This is a genomic window from Vibrio vulnificus CMCP6, assembly GCF_000039765.1.
GTDB lineage: Bacteria > Pseudomonadota > Gammaproteobacteria > Enterobacterales > Vibrionaceae > Vibrio > Vibrio vulnificus_B.
Genome location: NC_004459.3, coordinates 2,359,920 through 2,381,500, shown reverse-complemented (window position 1 = coordinate 2,381,500; position 21,581 = coordinate 2,359,920). Strand labels below are relative to the sequence as shown.

Sequence of the window (21,581 nt, the reverse complement as noted above, 5' to 3'; positions counted from 1 at the left end):
TACCACAACCAAATAATCATTAGTTTTTCTAATGCAAATGATAGATTTTTATCTTGCTTAAGATCACATTTCCGGATTGATCACAACGCCATCAACGACTAATATCTCGCGCCGTAAATCCCTATAAAACTCATCATCTGGCAGTCCTTACCGATCTGTCATGGTCTTTTTCGTTTTTAATTTAGCCGGAGAATTTGCGCAGATGTCCGCGTCATTTCCATTAGCCAAGCTTACCCTTTTGATCGCTATTTTGACCGCTGTGGGTCAAATGACTCAAACCATGTACGTGCCGTCAATCGGTCACATGGCCAGTGAGTTTTTGGTATCGCCTGCTGCACTGCAGGCCGTCATGGCGTGCTATTTGATCCCTTACGGATTATCGCAATTTGTCTATGGTCCACTGTCGGATCGCCTTGGCCGTAAGCCGATCATCATCGCCGGTCTATTGATTTACATTGCCGGCACTATGCTGTCACTGTTTGCACACGAGTACACTTGGTTCCTTGTCGGTAGCTTTGTTCAAGGCTTGGGGATCGGTTGTGGTGGTGCAATGTCTCGCACCCTGACTCGTGACTGTTTTGAAGGCGCTGAATTACATCGCGCCAACAGTTTGATCAGCATGTGCGTGATCTTTTCACCGCTGATGGCTCCTGTATTGGGCGGCGTGCTAACGGAAACCTTTGGCTGGCGTTCAAGCTATTTGTTTTTGGCGCTATTTGCTATTGCGGTCATTATTACCATGATGACCAGCATGATGGAAACGTTGCCAAAAGAAAAACGTAAACACGAGCCTGTTGCTCGCAGCTACCACTACGTTTTATCCAACAAACGTTTCCAAGGTTACTTACTTTGCTTAGTTGCAACCTTTGCTGGCGTGGCGGTTTTTGAGGCAGCGGCGGGCGTGCTATTAGGCGGTGTGTTAGGGCTGCCTGCGACTGTCGTCAGCATTCTATTTGTATTGCCGATCCCGGGCTATCTGATTGGTGCGGGCTTATCCAGCTACATTGCGCAGCGTCGCTCACAAAAGCGTGCTCTGAACGTTGGCTTGGTCGCAATACTGATCGGCGCAGCCGTGGTGCTAATTCCAGGTCTGTTTGGTCAAACAACGGCACTGACGTTGGTCGGTGGTGCGACAATTTACTTCCTTGGCGCAGGCATTTTGTTCCCAGCGGCGACCACGGGAGCACTGGCTCCTTTCCCTTATCACGCGGGAACCGGTGGCGCTATTTTGGGCGGTATGCAAAATCTAGGAGCAGGTATCGCGACATTAATCGCCTCCTTGTTCCCAGCCCAAGATCAACTGCCTCTTGGCTGCCTCATGCTCGCAATGTCCATCCTTGCGATGTTAGGGTTGCGTTTGGTCTATCGTAAACCTGATTCTTCCAATGAAATGCCGCTGGCAATCTGATCTTTCTAAGAGGCGATTTCATCGCCTCTTTTTTTATTTGCTCCGATAGCGATTATCCACCATCTGCAATGCGTTCAAGTGCTTCAATTCTGCGCCACTGTTTTGCGTCGAAACTGGTTTCTCTCAACATTGTGATTTGTTTGTGCTTTTGCTCATCGCTCAAGCCGAGGTCATCAAGAATCGCACTGCGTTGCACTAAGTAATGTTGAAAAACGCGATCAAACTCGGCGCGATTTTGGTCCAACACTTCCAGTCGCTGTGCTCCAGCCTCGCCCACGAGTTCCACTCGCTTGAGATAAGTGGTTTGTGCATCTTCTCCTTGCGCTAATTCACTCATCAATCGGCGGTTGGCGTCACTTTCTTGAACGTATTCCGGTTGCAGTGCCAAATGATCACGCCAGAGCTGTTTCTGCTCTTCTGCTGAATAGCCCTGTTCACTCAAGCGCGCTTTTTCCAGAGCAAGCGCCCTTAATTGGTTTTCCTCGCCAAAAATCAGGTCGATTTGTTGCGCTGAAAAGTACTCTCGCTGTAGATCGAGTATCGCTTGATGCAAGGTTTCTAATGAGATGATGTCTGACCCCGTTATTTCAATATCTAAATCAGCAAGAGCTTGCTTGTAGCGAAGGTAAAGTGCGAATAGCTGCTCATCCAACTGCAATTCGCCTAACGCCCTCTCTTCTCTAACCACATCTTGCGTTATTGTCTGCAAAGGTTTTTCACCTAGCGTGGAGAGTGAGTAGTCCAAAAAGGCCTTGGCCGATGTGTTATCAACCGAGGTATCGTGCTGAGAGGTAGCGCGAATGTCTTTTTGCGCAGCGGGCTCCGAAGGTAAAAAATAGACCGCACCGAGGCTCCCCAAGGCGATCGTGATAATGGTCAGTGCGGTCTTTTTCATAACGTTCCCTTTGAGGCTACAGCCCTTGTAGTTTCAGACGATTGGCGTGCTGGCGATAAAGGGTGACGGGATCCGTTTCAAACAAATGATGAATACCCAACAGACCATTGATCTCATCTAAGTGATTCATTTTGTAGTCGTCACGAATCACTTTACCCAAATGGGTACTACACGCACCAACAAGGCCATCATTCGCTTCACCGGCAAACGCTAAACCAAGAATGGCCATTGGTGCGTCGGCGGGATCCAAAACGTTGGTATAGGTGCTCGAACCCGTCCACGAGTAGTAATAGACGCCATTGCCAGCCAACATCTCACCCTCGCCGCACTCGGTTTGAGGCAGTCCCTCTGGGTAGAATTGGTTAAAGCGCAATGACCCTTGCGTTGTAAGTGCATCCAGTGACGCTAGCGGATCTTGATCCAAACCACTGCCACCGGATAGTAGACCAATTAGACCGCTAAGCCCCTCCGCGAGCTTCACTGCCAGTGCTTCGGTAAGCGAGCCTTCAGAAACATGACCTCGGACTAAGTCCGCCACTTTAGAGCCCTTGTTGACCCCACCAATGCTGGTGACCGACGCCACGAGATCAGGCCGAACAGACGCAACATAACGAGCAGTCGGCCCACCATGGCTGTGACCAATCAAATTGACCTTTGCTGCGCCAGTGGCTGCCAACAGCATTTCTACTTGTGATAGGAGCTGCTCACCACGCACTTCACTGCTGTTGGTAGCAGAGACTTGCGCGACATACACCTTGGCACCATCTTTGGTTAAGGATTCAGGAATACCATAGAAATAATCCACGCCAGCCAACTTATCAAAGCCAAACAGACCATGGACTAACACGATAGGGTAACGCGTTTGCGTATACCCCGTTTGATTGAGAGATGAGGTGCTGGTCCCTGCGAGGGCAGCGGCACTCATACACCAGAGAGCAGCGAACAATATTTTCCGTTTCAAGTTATTTTCCTTCTACTAATCGGACCTCTGAGGAGCTAATTAAAAGTAGAAGGGAAATTCAGCGAAAGCGGCATTAATGAGTAACATTAATTTAACATTCGTGAGCATATCTTGCAGTTCAACAAGAATGGTGAACATTGCACGATACCGCATAAAGTAAGGTTTTGTTTTTATTAGCTTTTACTAAATTTCGGTAACCACTTCACTCTTCACGGAGTTCGCAATAAAGCAGTGCTGGTGTGCTAAATGATGCAGTTTTTCCAAAGCGTGTCGATCAGGCTGCTTGTCACCGGAAAAACGGATGGTCGGTCGCAAAACCACTTTGGCCACCCACATTCTGCCCTGCTCATTCTCTTCCATGATTCCAACAGCGTCGTCGATGTATTCGTCAATCACGTAGCGCTGTTTCGCTGCGATACCGAGGAACGTTAGCATGTGACAGCTTGCAAGAGCAGCAACAAACGCTTCTTCAGGATCCACATTTTCCGCCACAGAAAGCGGCAGTGGCACCACATGTGGCGATGCCGATGCAGGTACCTGCACACCACCATCAAATTCCCACATGTGACCTCGGCTGTATTGATTGTCTGAGAACACTTCGCTCGCCTGACGCTGCCACACTATTTTCGCTTTGTACTCCGCCATCTTCCCTCCATGAATGGCAAAACCAGCTTTTGACGCCAAAGTTCTAATTGGAGAGAAACACTACGCCACTCTCGGTCTCTAATGCAACTCTGTCTTCTTGTAACTTGATGTGCAGCAATAAGCCGTTGAGACGAATGGTGTGATCTTCGTATTTATAGATGCTGGTGTAGCCTTCTTCCCCACCGGGATGGGAGTAAAGTGCCGTGCGGGTTTGGGTATCAAACTCAATCACACTTTGTTCTAGGCAAGAATGGCAACGCATTGTCTCTTGCTGCGGATATTGCTCTACAAAGACACGCCCCATGATGTACTTATTAAGCATGCTCTCCTCCATAGGATCAGACCAAGTGTCGTTTGCCCAAACCACCGAAGAAAAAAGCATGACCACTACAATAAAGGTTAAAAATGCAGAATGGATGTAAATGGTATGTGTTATTTTCATTGTTTTTCATCTAGTTAGCTTTATAAAAAGATGATTATAGAAAACCCTTTTGATATCAAGACAATCCCGATTCTGATATTTTATGGCCTCATAAGCCAACCAGAATAACGCGAATTGATTCACTTGCTTACTCCGCCAAACCACGCTTTCACGCAGAACTGCGTTACAATAAGCCCATCCGATTCGAGTTTACTGTAAAGCCACATCGCATTTATGTACGACACCCATCTAGAACTGCAGCACATCTTGTTAGAAGTGAAAGCTGAACGTTGGCACGCCATCGAGCGCTTCCTTTTCCCTTATTATTGCTATCAGCACCAGTTGCTCACGCGTCAAGGCAAGCCTGATTGGCTCTTAGCAAGAGAAAAGTTGCCTCGTTCGTCTTCGGTTATCACCACCAAGCAATGTGTCATTGAGCCACTCGTGCCTGAGCAGAGCATCGTCGGTTTGCTGAAAGCCTACTGGAAAGACCATGAGCAGATCTCTTTGCTATCACTGACATCGCTGTTTGAGCAATGGCTGCACTACGCGGTGATCACCAAAGATGAACAAGCAAGTCTGAAAGAAGCGGGGCTAGAAAACGCCATGCCTAGGGAGTGGTATCACCAAGAACAACCGTCGGTGGAAGCACGTTTTGAGAAAGTGGGGATAAAAATAAACCGCTAACAAGGTAGCGGTTTATAGGAACAATTTCGCGTCAGCTTATAGGAAGTGTAGCGTCGCGTTCAGTGAGAAAGTACCCACGTCATCTTTGTCCATGGTGTAGTTCATGTAGCTTGCGCCGACAGAAAGTGGACCAAAGATAAAGTATTCAGCGCCCACACCGTACATGATATCTACGCCGTCATCATTGGAAGAAGAAAGACCAGTCACTTCTTTGTCCCATGAGTGCAGACCACCTTTTGCCCAAATGTGCAGTGGGCCAAAATCGATGCTTGGTTTTAGCGCCGCGTAGTAAGAGCTCAACTTGGTGTCACGCTTAGTGCCTGAGTAATCAATACCAAATGTACCGTGTTGAGTGATACCACCTTCAATACCGATGATAGGTAGAATACCTGTACCTACATGCAGTGAGTAAGACGTGTCGCTTTCGCCTTTGTAGTCAGACTGACCTACACTCGCACCGCCGTAAATCCATGAATCTGCCATCGCAGTTGATGACGCGCCGATAAGCGCTAGTGCTAAAAGAGTCTTTTTCATTGTTAACCTTCTCTTGTTTACTAGTCAGTCATTCAGGTGGCATGGTTTTGCCACCTGACCGACATATCAATATCCGTTATTATAGCGTATGCAAATTATATGCCTACAGTAAACAACGTATTAGCAAGCTTCTATAGCGTTTTTTACTCGTTTATCGGAGACCGGATAAGGTGTTCCGAGCTGCTGAGCGAAGAAACTGACTCGCAGCTCCTCGATCATCCAACGAATCTCTTTCACATTTTCCGGTACCGCTAATCCTTTCGGAATCTTGTTCAATAGCTCTTTGTAGTCTTTGACTACCGACTCAATCTTCAACATATGTAAGCGATCTTTGTTCGGGTCGATAGGCAGTTTTTCCATTCGACGCTCAATCGCTTTCATGTAACGCAAGATGTCTGGCAGTCGTTTCCAACCACATTCCGTGGCAAAGCCTTTGAAGATCAGACCTTCGATTTGCGCTTTGATGTCCGACAGAGCAAATGCCATGGTGAAATCAATCTTACCTTTGAGCTTTTTGTTGATGTTGAAGGCCGTGGTCAAAATCGTTTCCACTTGCTTGGCGATATCCACCACCGTGTCGCCCAATTCTGCGCGCACGTGTTCCTTCAACGCTTCAAATTTTTCTGGCTCCCAAACTAAGCCGCCCTGCTCTTCAATCAGCTTGTCAACGCCACAAGCAATGCAGTCGTCGATCAAATCAAGCACTTTGCCATACGGGTTAAAGTACAGGCCCAGCTTCGATTTGTTCGGCAAGTTCGCATGCAGATACTTAATCGGCGATGGCACATTCAACAAGATCAAACGGCGTTGACCGGCTTTCATTGCACTGATCTGCTCTTGCTCGGTTTCGTAGAGCTTGATTTCTACGCTGTCTTTGTTGTCAACCAGCGCAGGGAACGCCTTAACCTGATAACCGCCACGTTTCTGCTGATATACCTGTGGCAACTCGCCAAAGCTCCATGTATGTAAGCCTTGTTGCTCGATGTCGTCATCCGCCACTTTCGATAAGGTTTCTTGCACCTTCTCTTTTAGGCTTTCTTTTAACTCATGAAGATCTTTGTGCTCTTTCAGTTTACGATTTCTTTCATCAACCGCACGGAAAGTCACTTTCAGATGGTCAGGAACTTGATCCAGTTTCCAATCTTCACGCAGCACCGTCGCCCCGGTCATGCGGCGTAGCTCTTTCTCTAAAGCATCGAGCAACGGCATTTCCATTGCAGTAACGCGAGATAGGAATGCATCGGCATAATTTGGCGCAGGCACAAAGTTTTTGCGCAGCGTCTTCGGTAGCGACTTAATCAAGCTCACCACCAATTCATGACGCAAGCCCGGGATTTGCCAATCGAAGCCCGCCGGATCAATTTGGTTCAAAATCGGCAATGGAATGTGCACCGTGACGCCGTCGCTGTCGTCACCCGGCTCAAACTGGTAGCTCAACTTGAGTTTCAAGCCATTCTGATGCCAGAAATTCGGGTAATCCAAATCCGTCACGTGGCTTGCATCGCCTTTGAACAGCATCTCTTTTTCAAAGTTCAGCAGCTCAGGCTCTTTCTTCGATGCTTGCTTCCACCAGGTGTCGAAATGGCGTCCAGAGACCACTTCCGTACCGACGCGTTGATCGTAAAATTGGAACAGCTCTTCGTCGTCGACCAAAATATCGCGACGACGAGATTTGTGCTCCAGCTCTTCCACTTCGAGCAGCAATTTACGGTTTTGTTTGAAGAACGCGTGTTTGGTTTCCCAATCCCCTTCCACCAGCGCACTGCGAATGAAGATCTCACGGCTCACTGACGCATCGATATTGCCATAATTCACCAAGCGCTTAGGCACAATCGGAATGCCATAGAGCATCACTTTTTCGTACGCCATCACGGCCGCTTGCTTCTTCGACCAATGCGGTTCGCTGTGGCTACGCTTAATCAAATGCTTCGCCAGTGGTTCAATCCATTCTGGTTGAATCTTGGCAATAATTCGGCCCCACAGTTTCGAGGTTTCGACCAGCTCTGCCGACATCACCCACTTTGGCTGTTTCTTAAACAGACCAGAGCCAGGGAAAATATGGAAACGGGCATTGCGTGCGCCGTGATACTCATTTTTCTCCTGATCTTTCATCCCAATATGCGATAACAGGCCAGTCAAAATCGCGCTGTGCACCGCATCGTAAGAACCGGGTTCACTATTGAGCTTGAACTCCATCTCACGCATCGATTGATGGATTTGGAAGTAAACATCTTGCCACTCACGCACACGCAAGTAGTTGAGGTAATCGTCTTTGCACTGACGACGGAACTGGTTGCCCGACAAGGCTTTTTGTTGCTTCTGAATGTGATTCCACAAATTCACAAAGGTGAGGAAATCAGAATCTTCATGGTAGAAGCGACGATGCTTATCATCTGCCGATTGCTGTTTGTCTGAAGGTCGCTCACGCGGGTCTTGAATCGACAAGGCCGCTGCAATGATCATGACTTCTTTCAAACAACCAAATCTTGGCGCTTCCAACACCATGCGCGCTAAGCGAGGGTCAATTGGCAAACGAGCCAACTGCTTGCCCACCGCGGTGAGGCGTTTTTTCGGATCTTTGGCGTTGCTGTTGATGGCACCCAACTCTTCAAGCAAGCGTACACCATCAAGAATATTGCGTTTATCTGGCGCTTCAACAAATGGGAATGCTTCAATATCGCCAAGGCCCAACGCGGTCATCTGTAAGATAACCGACGCTAAGTTGGTGCGCAGAATTTCAGGATCGGTAAACTCAGGACGCGAATTGAAATCGTCCTCAGAGTAGAGACGAATACAGATACCTTCTTGCACACGACCACAACGACCTTTTCGCTGGTTGGCACTGGCTTGAGAAACCGGCTCAATGGGCAGTCGCTGTACTTTGGTGCGATAGCTGTAACGGCTAATACGCGCGGTACCAGGGTCAATCACGTACTTGATGCCCGGCACGGTTAACGAGGTTTCAGCAACGTTGGTCGCTAAGACAATGCGGCGGCCAGTATGCGGCTGGAAGATTTTATTTTGCTCGCCCGCAGAAAGACGCGCGTAAAGCGGCACAATCTCAGTATCTTTGAGCTTACGTTTGGCCAGCGCATCTGCGGTATCGCGAATTTCACGCTCACCATTCATGAAGATAAGAATGTCGCCCAAGCCTTCGTCGCACAGCTCGTCAACCGCGTCAAAGATGCCTTCAAGTTGGTCACGATCGTCTTCGGTTTCGCCACCTAACGGACGGTAGCGCGTTTCCACAGGATAAGTCCGTCCCGACACTTCAATGATCGGCGCGCCGCCAAAGTGGTTGGAGAATCGCTCTGGGTCAATGGTTGCCGACGTGATGATGACTTTCAGATCAGGACGACGTGGCAGCAACTCTTTCAAATAACCCAAGATAAAATCGATATTCAGGCTGCGCTCGTGCGCTTCATCGATGATGATGGTGTCATATTGATTAAGGAAACGGTCGTGTTGGATCTCGGCCAGCAAGATACCGTCTGTCATCAATTTAATTTGGGTATTTTCGGAGATTTGATCGTTAAATCGAACTTTGTAACCGACGAAATCCCCCAGTTGCGTTTCCATCTCTTCGGCAATGCGATTGGCCACCGAGCGTGCCGCTAAGCGGCGTGGCTGAGTATGGCCAATCAAACCAAACTTACCACGGCCTAATTCGGCGCAGATTTTTGGTAGCTGCGTGGTTTTACCTGAGCCCGTTTCACCCGCCACAATCACCACTTGGTGATGAGCAATGGCGTCTGCAATGTCATCTTTCTTCTGACTAACAGGCAGGATTTCTGGGTACTCAATTTTCGGTTGATAGCGGCTGCGCTGTTCCACTTCCATCATGGATTTGGCGATGTCCAGTGCGATCTCATCAAACACCGCGTTGCGTGCCGATTCTTTATTAATTTTACTGGCACCTGCAATGCGCTTACTCAGGCGAAAGCGATCTTTGATCAAACACTGACTGAGCGCCTTGCGTAATGACGCGGCGCTGTTTGCTTGAGCCTTTTGCTCAGAAGCATGGGATTCTGTATTTGGCTGTGACGAAGTCAAAGCATTTCCTATTCATTTCATGGGATAAAACTGCGCGGATTGTATCACACCGAGGCTGGCCGCGCGAAGTGCGCATCTCGCCTCCTTTCGCTTTATTAATTTATCAAATCAATAACATCAACAACTTCGATAAACACCAATAGAAAACGGACCTTTCTTGTCTCTATCTGAGCATAAGATGCAATTGTGACATTCCACCAGAATTTGCAAATTCGTTGTCAATTTACAAGCCAAACCACTAATTTGTAAGAATTTTCCTTCAATCAAATTGTTTTATCTCGAAGTACTATTTCCTTCGAAACCAAGCTCATTGGAAAGTGAAACAATAGGGAAAAACCATGTACAGAAAAACCACAACACTCGCCAGCTTGATGCTCACGGTTGGGTTCGCATTGAATCCAATCTCTGCGGCATTGGCAGAAACGGTGCAAATCGGCGTGCAAGCGCCTTCAGAAAGCCAATGGTGGAGCACTTATCGTGTGCAAGTGAGCAACGCCGGTGATAGCCAAATTGACATGCGTGAATCGAACATCGAGTTTGTTTTGCCAAGTGCGGTCAACGATGTTCAATGGGCGTCAGAGCACCTTTCTTACCCAAGCAGCGCCATCACTCATCAACCCATCCAAGGTGGTGTAAGGCATATCGTGACGTTTCAATTTCCTCAGGGGGATTGGGTCAAAACCACTTTGCAAGCCAATCAATCGTTTCAGTTGACCATAGGTTACAACGGGCAACTGAACGATTTGGCCCAATTTGAACAGAGCATTAAGTTCAATGGCGACGGGGGCACTCTTCCTCCAGTGGACCCTGAAGTTGAACTCACCATTCTTGCACCTGTTGAAGGTGCCACACTAACCGTATCAGAGCCGACTTCTATCTCCATTTCTCTTTCTGGTCCGGCAGACAAAGTGGAATTTTGGGCCGAAAATCGTCGACTTGGCGAGCAAAAAGTGGACCAAAACACGCTGGAATATCAGCAAAGCTGGACACCTAACACCACAGGAATTCAGACTGTCACCGCGCTGGCATTTGACCATGCAGGTAAACAGTTGGAATCACAAAGCGTGTCTGTTTCCGTCATTCCGGATCACCAGTACAGTGCGCCAGAAGTGCGCTTCCTGACACCACAAAGTGGTCAAAGCTTTAAGAAAACAGAACGTATTGCCATTGCGGTTGAAGCCTTTGACGCCGATGACGATTTAAAGAGCGTCACCTTGGATGCCAATGGCGTAGAGATTTGCCAATTTGAACCTGCCGAAAGCACGCCTTTCGAATGTGAATGGCAGCCTGACCATGCTGGTAGCGTGACGCTGTCGGCCACCGCGGTTGATGAACAAAAGCTACAAAGCGTAGCGCAAGTTAACATCTCGGTGACCGAGTCCAATAACAGTTGTGGCGATGTGCCTCGCTATCAAGATGGCGTCAATTACCAAGTGGGCGATCAAGTCACCAATGTCGGCGAGATTTTCTCTTGTAAAGTGTTTGGTTGGTGTGGCAACCCTGTATGGGCACCTGGAACCGGACACCCGAGCTACCCGGACGCTTGGAAAGATGCCTGGGATCAAGTCGGTCAATGTGACCCTAATTACGCGCCAGAAGTCGATCTGCTTTCACCATCGCATGGCGATCGCCTCACACCGAACCAACCATTCGATGTCATGTTAACCGCGACTGACCAAGACGGTGATATCGAAAAAGTCGACGTGCTACTTAATGGAAAAGTGGTGGCAACCGCTGACGGGCAACAAGGTGTCGACACTTATCGCCTCACAATCGCGGGGCAAGCTGAGGGCTTGTACCAATTGACGGCGATGGCCTATGACGACAAAGGCGCGAGCAGCGAAACATCACCAATTACCTTGGCAATCACGGATAAAACACTGGTTGTGGGGCTCACCTCACCAAGCGACGGTTCGGTCTTTACTCAAGGCCGTGCGATCACGTTGACCGCAGATGCGTCGAGTTTTGTCGGAGAAGTCACGCAAGTGCGTTTCTACGCCGATGACCTGCTGATTGCGACGGTAACACAAAGCCCATACCAACATGAGTGGTTAGGGGCACAGCTTGGCCAACATCAGCTTTATGCAATCGCGACGGATTCCAAAGGCAACGAGCAAACTTCGGTGGTTTCGCACATCGAAGTCAAAGAAGCCAAGCCCGATACTGGCTTGCGTGACAACCCAGATCGCAGCATCACCTATCTTACCTCTTGGGGTTTGACCAACATCGAAGAGCTTCAACGCTCTCAGGGTGATGCTTACTTCCTCTCCTTTGGTAAGTGGGACAGCGCCGGCAATATCCAAATCAGTGACGACATGCTGACCCCAAGCTACAACTCCGATTGGATGTCACCAACGTATCAATCGTGGACGGAACTCAAACATGCCCAACCGCGCAAAGCGATGATGGTGGCCTTTGGCGGCGCGACCTACGAAAGCATGTGGAACGACATGGCGACCGAGCAAGGCCGTCAGAATATCGCCAACAGTTTGGTGAAACTGATGAACCAACCTTACCCAGTTTACAAACGCAATTTGAAACCGGAAGAGATGGTTGGCGAGTGTTTGGCGACCGATTGGAGCGGCCAATGTGACTACAGCAAGTATCAGCTGGCAGGTTACGTTTCTATTGATGGTATCGACTTCGACTACGAGACGACCGCGCGTTTGACCGAACAATCGAATCGCAATTTGGAAGACCTGATTCAACGTATTCGTGCTCAAGTGGGCGACAGCAAGCTGCTCTCACTGACCACCTATCACGTCGGTGCGGATCCAGAAGCGTGTTCAAACCCAGCGGTGTTTGAGAACTGCTCATTTATTGAACCTGCACGCTCTATTCATCACGGTGAAGTGATCTCTTTGTTGCAAAACACCAAACAGAGCATCGATTTCTTCAATGTGATGGCCTATGACGCGGGGGAAAACTTCCGATATGACGTGGCAATGGCCAACTATGCCGAGCACGTAGGCGATCCGTCGAAAATCATCCTTGGGGCGACCATCAACAGCCAATGGGGACCAAACGGGCGCTTTGTGGAAACCCGCGCAAACAACATTGAGCGTGCACGTTGGCAAAAACAGAATGGCTATGGCGGCTTCTTTATCTGGACCTTAGGTTCCAATACTGAAAGCCTTTCAATGGCAGAACAAGTGGATTACTTCAATCAAATGATCGAACAAAACCAGTAATCGTCTGCCTCTCTAGAGCCGCATCTGCGGCTCTTTTTCTTTATCTCTGTCGTATTTAACGCCACGACTACATTAGCAATAACTCATTCAGTTTTTTCGAATGAGATGAGCGAATTTCAACGCTTCATCCCTAAGATGAACTCGATAGAATGACTTCATCGTTTGAACACCCATCTAAGGAATTCACTATGTCTCGTTTACTAGTATTAAAATCAAGCATTCTTGGCGATTACTCACAATCAAACAAACTGGTTGACGAGTTCATCAACCATTTCGACCACCAGCAGCTCGTTGTACGCGATCTGGCGCAGCAACCATTGCCGGTTTTAGATTTTCAGGTGGCAACCGCTCTGCGCGCTGCGGGTGAGTTGACTGCCGAGCAACAAGCAATTGTGACATTGTCAGACACCTTGATTGATGAAATCAAAGAGGCAGACACCCTAGTGATTGCGGCACCTATGTACAACTTCACCATCCCGACTCAATTGAAAAACTGGATCGATTTGATTGCGCGTGCAGGGGTGACATTCACTTACACCGAGCAAGGCCCGAAAGGTCTGATTGAAGGCAAGAAAGCCGTGATCGTGACAACACGCGGCGGGATTCATAAAGACGCAGCTTCTGACATCATTACACCGTACTTGAAAACCGTACTGGGTTTTGTTGGCATCACAGAGGTTGAATTTGTCTACGCTGAAGCGCTGAACATGGGTGACGATTTTGCCAATAAAGGTTTGGCTTCAGCGAGTGAGCACCTTGCAGCGCTAACAGCTTAAGTACGCTAACAACTTAAGTCACAGCACCCGTATAGATTCCACTGCCTGGCACACCAACGGATTGATAGCACCTTGCCCACTTCGTGCCAGTTTGTTTACGCCCTCACATGATGTGAGGGCTTTTTTCATCAGGCTTCTACCCTTGCGTTACTCGATCAACGAACTGCTGATCACTTGCTCTGCGATCTGCTCAAACACCTTTTCAACGCTAAACAAACTCGCCACGTGGTAATACTCCGGACCAGACGCACAAGATTGCATCAAACGTTCACTTGCCGCTCCACCAAAGTTAACCGTCATGACCTTAACACCACGGCCTGGCTGCTTGAGCTGTGTACAAATTAGCTTCATTTTTTTGTCGCGAAACGCGGGATCAATCAAATGATTGCCATCAGAAAACATCACTAAGTATTTGTTGCTCGTTTCATCACTGTATCGGCGTGGCAATTCTGGACGGGTTTTATCCCATATCCCCTGCCAATACGGAGAGAGTAAACGCATCGCCCACACCATTCCTTCCGCATTATTGGTGTTCATGCCGGGCACGAGACGTTGGACGGTGGATTCAAAGTGTCGACGCTCGGTGATAAACGGCACAATCGGATTTACGTGACATTCGATGTCATCAAAAATGGCTTTGTCTTCGTGAAAAGGACGATAGTTATTGCTCGGATTGGTCGACGGATAAACAGGCGGATCCAGCGGTGTTCCATCATCAAAGTGCAGTACCGCTGGCTTGTGAATTGGGCGGATAATGCGCTTTGAATTGTTGCTGGCAAACTGAGGCGCTTTCTCGAGGTTACGAAAATAACGTAAGCCTAACGTCGCGGGATTGTTTCCCTCAAAATCAAGATCGCGGCACATCGCGTTACGTTGTCTTCCCGGTACGGCTGGCGTTCGCCCACTGGCTCTATCGAACATGTCACTCCAACGATTTTCACGTTTGACTTGCGCGTGATCGTAGCGGCGAAACGAACCCAGATAGATTTCTTCCATCGGCCCGGTATTGACGTTACCTGACGCGGGCACAATGCTGACCACGTAATTTTGATTGCGGTTACCACGAGCGTAAAGCTTGTCCGCAAAGGCCAGCAACGCCTCTTTGGTTTTGTTCATCGGCTCACCAGACATCGAGTTGGAAACATCGAGCATAAAGACGATTTCCGCTTTGTTGCTACTGATGCCCGCTTTGGCGTTGGTGCGGATCGGCACACTCTCTTGCGCCGCGATGTTGAGCGAGTTGGGCACAAAATCCAACGCCACTTGCAAACTTTCCTCTTGCTCATCACGCAGATGAGTCAGACGCACCTCTTCCACATAAGGGCTTGCCGCTCCGGAGGTAAGGTTGGCATGCAGCAGTTCCACCGCCGTACTTTCTGGCACCTCACTGATGATCGCCGACGCGAGTGCGGCATCCGTCGCGTTCGCCATTTGGTTATGCACACTGTAAATACGCATCACATCCGTCACCCATGCGGCAAACACCAACATGCTCATCAACAAGACCAGCATGAACACCGAAATTCCACCCGTTTGCTTGCGCATGTTATCTCCTTTTGTAAATCGCATGGCTAACAAGAGATTGCTGTTCACTCAACAGCACCAATACACGTGACAACAAGTCTTTGGGTGCGGGTTGGTAACACACACTCACCATCCACAGATCCACCTCGGTCAGCTCCGCTTGCAGCTCTGGTGGCTGGCACGCCCCTTCTGCCAGCACAAAGCTGTTTTGCTCAGAGAAAAACTGGACTTTGACTCCGAGCACTGAGCCGGGCTTGGCCATTAGCTGTTCCGCTTGCTGGAGATAGGCGGGCATCCATCCGCGCAGTTCATTGCCATCTTGGATATCCTGCATTGAGATCGATCGAACCAAGGTATGGCTGATATCTTGCACTTTATCGTTACTGCGAATCAGCGAAGTGAGATCGACAAACGCCAGCGCCATTACCAGCAACAAAGGGATAAACATCAATGCTTCTACCGCCACACTGCCAGTTTGAACACGGCGGCGAGAGAGTCTATTCAGTTTCAAACGCTTTCTCCGGGATTAAGGCCACTTGGTTTCGGTAGGTGTACGTCATCTCGCGTTCACTCAACAGAGGAATCGCTAACGCGGGTAATGAGAGTGTTACCGTCAATACGATCACCCCTTGTTGCAATCGCACCTGTGTCGTTTCCTCGGTTGCGGCCACGCCGAGCCATTGTGCAATCGAAGGGTGCCATTGAGGCTCTATGGTGGCTTCACTGGTTAACTCCGGACTGTGTAACAGCAACTGTTGCGAAAAATGTTCAATGAGCGCGTTCGGATCAGCCTCTTGCTTGAGCTGGGTTGCTCGCCTCGCTTGCTGAACCGCATGATCGAGGGATGAAAAATGCCACTGCACGCGGCCAATTTCGAAAAAGAGCAAAACCAGCGCTAACAGCACCGGCATGATCAGCGCCGCTTCCACGCTGACACTGCCGTTTTGAGATTGACGACTTCTCATTGCAAACGACTCAACTGCTGCTTCAACAAAGCGATATCATGCTCCGCTTGTTGTTCTGACATACTGCGGCTGAGCAGCGAAAACGCTTGTTGTTCTTGTTGTTGTGCCAACAACACTAAGGCGTAATGTTGCGTGACGAAGTCCGGCACTTGATTGCCTTTCATCAGCGGTTGCAATAACAACTGTGCTTGCTTGAACTGCCCTTGCAATAAATAGTGAAACGAGAGGTTAACGCGAAAACTTTTGCTATCGGGCTCCAGTTCCATCGCGCGGAGGAAATGCTGTTTGGCCTGCGCCGTGCGTTGTTGCTCATCTAGGGCAATCGCAAGCAAATTGTGCAGCCCTGCGTGCTGCTCATCCAATGCGAGGCCTTGTTGAAGATAATTGCTGGCGCTGAGTGCATCCCCCTGATTGAGCTGATAACGGCCAAGAATGAACGCCGCTTCCGCCGCATTGTCGGCTTTTTCTGTCAGCAGTTGCTGCAATTGACTTTGCGCTGCATGCGGCCGATCTTGCAAGAGATCGATGCGCGCCAGCATCAAGCGTGCATGCGGTTGTTCAGGATACACATCAAGCACTTGTTGATACTTGCTTTTGGCAGAATCGTAACGCGCATACTCAAATGCGGTATCGGCCAAGCTGTTGAGCGATTCTGCGCTGGGTTGCGATGCTGGCGCAGCGCATCCCACGAGCAAAATGCTGACAACGGAAAGAATAAGTTTTGAGGCAAATTTCATGATTTGTTCCTAAAGGAGCACAGAGGTACTGCGGTCCAACATTGAAGCTAGGCCAGACTGGTGAGAAGTTGAGAAAGAATCGGCGAAATCACCATCACCAACATCGGCAACATGATCATGGTCATCTGAATCAACGTGATTTTGCCCGGCAATTTACCGGCTCTTTCTTCAATATCGAGCGCGCGTTGTCGACGCGCATCTTCACTGATTTGACGTAAGGTATCAGCCAGTGGCGAGCCATATTTGTCCGCCATCGTCAGTGTCGTGGCTAACGTATGTAACTCTGGAATACCGGTTCGCCAGCTTAAGTTATTGAGCGCTTGAGTGCGGTCGTTCAGCAAATCCAATTCAGCTGAAGTCACGCGAAACTGCTCCGCCATGGGCGCATGTTGCTCTTGTAGGTAACGAGCCACGCGTTCAAAGGCACGGTTGAGTGACAATCCCGATTCCACACACAACACCAGCAGATCAATCGCGTCGGGGGCGGATTGTTTGAGCTTCTTGCGGTATCTGTCCGCATTTAAGTTCAACCACCACTCTGGGCCATTGGCGCCCAACACATACCCCACCAGCACCAAGGTAAGCGACAACATGCTTACGATCGCTTCGCCATTGATGGATTGGCGCATCAGCAGCAGGAGCGCCACCAAAATGCCGCTGCCAAACTTGGCCAACAATAACCACGATAACGCCTGAGGTTTATGAAAACCCGCGTTCGCCAGTAAGCGACTTAAACGCGCTTTTTCATTTTGCGTGATCCAGTTATGCATTAAGGAATGATTGGAGGACGAAGCCGCCGCTTGACGTTTCACATAGTGTGAAAGACGCGCTTCACGACGCTTGCGTTGACTCGTGTTGTGCCACAACAAGCTTGTCACCACCAACAGCATTAGCGCGCTAACCAGCATTACAATTTGTGCGATGACCATCTTCTACCCCTTAAATTTGGTCAGTTGACGAATCAACAACAAGCCAGTGACGACGCTCAATACCACATAAAGCAAGATCCACTGCCCGGTTGCGTCACGTAGCAAGTAGTCAAAATGCTCTTTGGCCGAGCCGTACAACACCCCAATCAACACCGGTGGCAGTATCGCCAGTACTTTGGCTGAGGTGCGAGATTCCGACGTGATGGTTCGCACGCGACTTTCCATTAAGCTGCGCTCACGCAGAGTTTGGCCAAGCTGTTTAAGCATGTGCGACAATTTACCGCCGGTTTCACTTTGTAGGCTCAGTAAAGTCGTTAGGAAGCGAAACTCTTGGCTGGGCATCTGTTGAGCGGCGAACTGCATCACTCTTTCGACACTATGACCCAGTTTGAGCCGATCATGCATCGCCAGAAACAGACGCTTGGCACTGCCTTGATACTGCTCGGAAAGCGCGAAAAAGATGTCATGCAAAGGCGCGCCGACTTTAACGGCACGCTCCATACTGTCGATGATGTCTGGCATTTGCATGCTGAACTCGTTAATAGCCAGTTGCTCAAAATGGCGAAACGCCAACACCGTCATCATCACGGAAATGACCACCACCAAAATCAGTGTGGTCAGTGGCGCCATTCCTTGTGACAGTAAGGTGATAAACAGCCCTACAGTGAGCATGACCAAGTACAAACGGTACTTTTGCAAGCGGGACGTACCCAATAAGGTTTCCAAGCGCGTGTAAAAAGCGAGCCATTGCGGACGCTTTTTTTCCACCGATACTAAGGGTTTAAGGTAGCGGTGACGCTGCTTTTCTCGTTTCGTATTCTCACGTCGAGCGCGTATCAACCACGCACCCAACGCGAGCCAGACGAACAAAAACATTAGCCCTAGCATGGCTCTCTCCTAGCGCTCTTCGTTTGAAAACAAGGCTTGCCATTGGCGGTCGAGTGCGAAATGGCGGGCACGTTCGAGTAAATTTCTCGGCAATGTTCCTTGCTGATACACCCCCTGCCCCTGGTCATCTAAGCAACACTCAAACAGCGGGTGCACGACAATCTGACCTTGCTCGATCCCTCCAACCGCGGAAATGGCAGTCACACGACGTTTGCCATCATGAGAGCGCTCAAGCTGCACCACTAGATCCAACGCTGAGCTGATTTGCTGGCGCAAAACCGCTGACGGGATCTGTTCTGCCCCCATCATCAACATATTCTCAAGACGCAGCATCGCATCCGCTGGCGAGTTAGCGTGCAATGTACACAGTGAACCATCATGACCCGTGTTCATCGCTTGCAACATGTCAAACGCTTCGGCACCACGTACCTCGCCGAGAATGATGCGATCTGGGCGCATCCGCAGCGCGTTCTTGACCAAATCGCGCACCGTTACAGCCCCGGTTCCTTCTGAACTGGCGGTTCGTGTTTCGAGCTGAATCCAATGTGGCTGGGTCAGCGACAACTCTGCGGCATCCTCAATGGTGATGATGCGTTCATCGTCGCTGATTGGCGTGCTCATGGCGTTGAGCAAGGTGGTTTTACCTGCGCCAGTTCCGCCGGAAACAAGAATGTTCAAACGGCAACGTGCGGCGAGTGCGAGGCATTGCGCCATCTCTTCACTCAAACTGCCAAACGCGACAAGCCCCGGCAGATCGTATTGCCGTTCTGGAAACTTACGAATAGAAATGCACACGCCGTTTAGCGCTAACGGCGGTGCAATAATGTTGACTCGGCTGCCATCTTCCAAACGTGCATCCACCAACGGAGTGGATTCATCGAGGCGACGACCAACGGCGTTAACGATTCGCTGCGCAACATTGAGCAGGTGTTTTTTATCGCGAAAACGGATGTCTGTTTTCAACAACTTGCCTTGTCGCTCAATGTAAATTTGCTCAGGTCCGTTAACCAAAATGTCACTCACGCTGGGGTCTTCCACCAAGCATTGAATTGGGCCAACCCCGAGCATGTCATCACACAACTGCTCCACCAGAATCGCCAGTTCACTCTGGTTGTATGGCAGCAACTGCTGTGCCGACAATTGTGCGACCGCTTTTTTGATCTCTTGCTGTAATTGCTTGCGCGTTAATTTGACCGCTTCGGAAGGTTCTATCAGCTTTTCAAACGCCGTTTGCGCCGCCTCCGGCATCACGAGAGGGTTGCCTCGTGAAACATTAACCATTTGGGTTTTATTGCCGAACATTACGCCATCCCCGCCAAGCGTGTTTTGAGTTTGCCAATTGCCTTCGCAAGCTTGCCTCCTCGGGTCACCAATGGCTCGCCATGGTGCTCTGCCGCCTGCACCGCTTTACTGTCGAATGGCAATTCGCTGAATTGAGTGATCGACCACGCCTCAAACAACTGTTTCTCACTCCACGGTTTGTGCGATTTCGATCGGCTCTGATTACCAACGAGGTGAACATGGTGCAAATACCCATCCAGCTTTGACAAAATGCCATCGGCTCGGCGACCCGCCTGCAATGAGAAGTCATGCACTAGCAAAAGGTTGTCGGCGGAAACCAACAAATGCTCTACTTTTTCAATCAAGTAATGAGGCACATCCAAAATCACATAGGCGAACTGTTGCTTCAGTTTCGTGACGACATTGATTCGCTGCTGCACCGATAACTCCTCCTGCCCCTCTGCATAAAACAGACTCAATTGATGTCCGATATTTTGGCCAAATTGCTTAATCAAAACGGCGTCAACTCGCTCAACATCATGAACCAGACGATCAAGCGATGGTTGATAGTCAACCCCAAGTAAAATAGGGTGTTGGGTGAAATTCAGGTTGAAGTCCACCAGTGCTACCGAGCGATGCTTAGCCAGCTCCACCGCTAAATTGGCCGCAACGGTCGAGGTACCCACCCCGCCACTGGTGCCACTGACAAGGTAAACCTGTCCTTGCTGGAATCCCTTTTGCGCGTGGATCCCCAAAAGATGCAATAAACTTTTGTGCAACGCGGTCGGGTCAAGTGGCAGAGCCAAGTAATCCGCAATGCCCATCTGCATCAGATGACGGTATTCTGAGAGCGATATTTCATCGCCAAACAGAATGACCTGACACCCCGGAGGCGTGACCTTCGCCAAGGCAGGCAGTTGTTCCAAATCCTCTCGCTCAACTTGCAGCAGCAAGATATCCCCGCAGTGACGCTCAGCCAAATGGGAGATCGCCGCGCTCATGCTTCGCGCGTGAATTTGACAGTCAAGCTGAGGAATGCGATCAACCGCCGATTCAATCACCGTCAGTTGCGAGCCCTTTTTGGCAAAAACCATCATAGATTGGCGTTTAGTTTCCACCTTCACCTCCCGAACCGTCGGTAATTTTTGCAGGGTCATCGGCGATTCTCACGCTGCCTTGGCGCAAGCGTTCAACCGCACCAACTTCTAAGCTACTCTCGGTAATCAGCAATGGCGCCCCTTTTCGATAATGATGTTGATTAGCCATCGCTATTTGTAGACGGCGTTGGTGGCGGCACTGCGCCTCAGTTAACTCCAGTTGAGGTTCAAACCGACAAGTATTTGGCTGCAGCGAAACGCCGATTTTCAGCTCCACTTGTGCTTGGTCCACTTGCTGCCAACGAATGTCGACAGGCAAAGAAAGGGTGTCACTTAGCTGTTGTTGCCACTGCGACAAGCTGTTGTGAGAGAGTTGTTGTGTGCGAATCAGCACCGAAACTTCCCCTTGCTCTAATCTGTGCTGTGTTGGGAGAAGCAATTGTTCAAGAGTTGGTAAAATGGCCTTGTTTGAGCTCAGCGTCACTTCGCGTTGCTCGGTAAACTCGGAGGTTGACGTGCAACCTGCCGCCAACAGCACCGCCGTCGCAAGCATCCAAAGATGCGATCGTTTGTTCATCATTTTGTTTAT

At 49.5% G+C, this 21,581-nt stretch carries 19 protein-coding genes; 4 read left to right on the top strand and 15 right to left on the bottom strand.

Translation table 11 applies throughout. The features are described 5' to 3' along the window. Positions 1 to 202 precede the first annotated feature (202 nt). On the top strand, positions 203 to 1,408 hold the full coding sequence (emrD, locus tag VV1_RS11080) for a multidrug efflux MFS transporter EmrD (RefSeq protein ID WP_043920973.1): 1,206 nt from the start codon (positions 203 to 205) through the stop codon (positions 1,406 to 1,408). A 52-nt stretch (positions 1,409 to 1,460) separates the two neighbouring features. Here emrD and VV1_RS11075 read toward each other — a convergent pair whose 3' ends face one another. The 4 genes from VV1_RS11075 to VV1_RS11060 all read right to left on the bottom strand — a co-directional run bounded on the left by VV1_RS11075 (position 1,461) and on the right by VV1_RS11060 (position 4,351). Next, the gene (locus tag VV1_RS11075) at positions 1,461 to 2,303 is read right to left on the bottom strand and encodes a lipase secretion chaperone (protein WP_011080218.1); all 843 of its coding nucleotides are present in this window, start codon (positions 2,301 to 2,303) and stop codon (positions 1,461 to 1,463) included. Between the two features lie 16 nt (positions 2,304 to 2,319). Next, positions 2,320 to 3,228, bottom strand: coding sequence for an esterase/lipase family protein (locus tag VV1_RS11070; RefSeq protein ID WP_086016922.1), 909 nt, complete (start codon positions 3,226 to 3,228; stop codon positions 2,320 to 2,322). Positions 3,229 to 3,447: 219 nt separating this feature from the next. Continuing rightward, positions 3,448 to 3,909 carry an OsmC family protein gene (locus VV1_RS11065; protein ID WP_011080216.1) on the bottom strand — a complete coding sequence of 154 codons (462 nt, stop codon included), beginning with the start codon at positions 3,907 to 3,909 and terminating at the stop codon, positions 3,448 to 3,450. A gap of 43 nt (positions 3,910 to 3,952) precedes the next feature. Next, entirely contained in the window at positions 3,953 to 4,351 is a 399-nt protein-coding gene (locus tag VV1_RS11060) for a hypothetical protein (RefSeq protein WP_011080215.1), read from the bottom strand. 213 nt (positions 4,352 to 4,564) lie between these two features. Between VV1_RS11060 and VV1_RS11055 the strand changes: the two genes are divergently transcribed. Further along, positions 4,565 to 5,017 (top strand): hypothetical protein, encoded by a 453-nt coding sequence (locus VV1_RS11055; RefSeq protein ID WP_011080214.1) that lies wholly within the window; start codon positions 4,565 to 4,567, stop codon positions 5,015 to 5,017. A 36-nt stretch (positions 5,018 to 5,053) separates the two neighbouring features. On the opposite strand, the gene VV1_RS11050 is transcribed toward VV1_RS11055, so the two are convergent. Further along, positions 5,054 to 5,551 (bottom strand): outer membrane beta-barrel protein, encoded by a 498-nt coding sequence (locus VV1_RS11050; RefSeq protein ID WP_011080213.1) that lies wholly within the window; start codon positions 5,549 to 5,551, stop codon positions 5,054 to 5,056. A gap of 120 nt (positions 5,552 to 5,671) precedes the next feature. Beyond that, the gene (hrpA, locus tag VV1_RS11045) at positions 5,672 to 9,604 is read right to left on the bottom strand and encodes an ATP-dependent RNA helicase HrpA (RefSeq protein ID WP_011080212.1); all 3,933 of its coding nucleotides are present in this window, start codon (positions 9,602 to 9,604) and stop codon (positions 5,672 to 5,674) included. Positions 9,605 to 9,942: 338 nt separating this feature from the next. Here hrpA and VV1_RS11040 point away from each other — a divergent pair, with 338 nt between their 5' ends. Next, entirely contained in the window at positions 9,943 to 12,795 is a 2,853-nt protein-coding gene (locus VV1_RS11040) for an Ig-like domain-containing protein (RefSeq protein WP_011080211.1), read from the top strand. A gap of 188 nt (positions 12,796 to 12,983) precedes the next feature. Continuing rightward, positions 12,984 to 13,571: an FMN-dependent NADH-azoreductase gene (locus tag VV1_RS11035; protein ID WP_011080210.1), complete on the top strand. Its 588-nt coding sequence runs from the start codon at positions 12,984 to 12,986 to the stop codon at positions 13,569 to 13,571. A 147-nt stretch (positions 13,572 to 13,718) separates the two neighbouring features. Here VV1_RS11035 and VV1_RS11030 read toward each other — a convergent pair whose 3' ends face one another. Genes VV1_RS11030 through VV1_RS10990 form a run of 9 tightly spaced genes read right to left on the bottom strand, consistent with a single transcriptional unit; the run spans position 13,719 to position 21,572 of the window. Further along, complete coding sequence (locus VV1_RS11030) at positions 13,719 to 15,116, bottom strand: VWA domain-containing protein (RefSeq protein ID WP_011080209.1); 1,398 nt, start codon at positions 15,114 to 15,116, stop codon at positions 13,719 to 13,721. 1 nt (position 15,117) lies between these two features. Further along, positions 15,118 to 15,606, bottom strand: coding sequence for a TadE/TadG family type IV pilus assembly protein (locus tag VV1_RS11025; RefSeq protein WP_011080208.1), 489 nt, complete (start codon positions 15,604 to 15,606; stop codon positions 15,118 to 15,120). Then, on the bottom strand, positions 15,593 to 16,060 hold the full coding sequence (locus VV1_RS11020) for a TadE/TadG family type IV pilus assembly protein (protein WP_011080207.1): 468 nt from the start codon (positions 16,058 to 16,060) through the stop codon (positions 15,593 to 15,595). The genes VV1_RS11025 and VV1_RS11020 overlap by 14 nt, the downstream gene beginning before the upstream one ends. Next, positions 16,057 to 16,797, bottom strand: coding sequence for a tetratricopeptide repeat protein (locus VV1_RS11015; RefSeq protein ID WP_011080206.1), 741 nt, complete (start codon positions 16,795 to 16,797; stop codon positions 16,057 to 16,059). Before VV1_RS11015 ends, VV1_RS11020 begins: the two co-directional genes overlap by 4 nt. A 47-nt stretch (positions 16,798 to 16,844) precedes the next feature. Beyond that, positions 16,845 to 17,726: a type II secretion system F family protein gene (locus tag VV1_RS11010; RefSeq protein WP_011080205.1), complete on the bottom strand. Its 882-nt coding sequence runs from the start codon at positions 17,724 to 17,726 to the stop codon at positions 16,845 to 16,847. Between the two features lie 3 nt (positions 17,727 to 17,729). Further along, complete coding sequence (locus tag VV1_RS11005) at positions 17,730 to 18,614, bottom strand: type II secretion system F family protein (RefSeq protein ID WP_011080204.1); 885 nt, start codon at positions 18,612 to 18,614, stop codon at positions 17,730 to 17,732. Positions 18,615 to 18,623: 9 nt separating this feature from the next. Next, complete coding sequence (locus VV1_RS11000) at positions 18,624 to 19,916, bottom strand: TadA family conjugal transfer-associated ATPase (protein WP_011080203.1); 1,293 nt, start codon at positions 19,914 to 19,916, stop codon at positions 18,624 to 18,626. Then, positions 19,916 to 21,013, bottom strand: coding sequence for a CpaE/TadZ family protein (locus VV1_RS10995; RefSeq protein ID WP_242603032.1), 1,098 nt, complete (start codon positions 21,011 to 21,013; stop codon positions 19,916 to 19,918). The genes VV1_RS11000 and VV1_RS10995 overlap by 1 nt, the downstream gene beginning before the upstream one ends. Then, positions 21,003 to 21,572, bottom strand: coding sequence for a hypothetical protein (locus tag VV1_RS10990; protein WP_043920972.1), 570 nt, complete (start codon positions 21,570 to 21,572; stop codon positions 21,003 to 21,005). The genes VV1_RS10995 and VV1_RS10990 overlap by 11 nt, the downstream gene beginning before the upstream one ends. Positions 21,573 to 21,581: the final 9 nt, after the last annotated feature.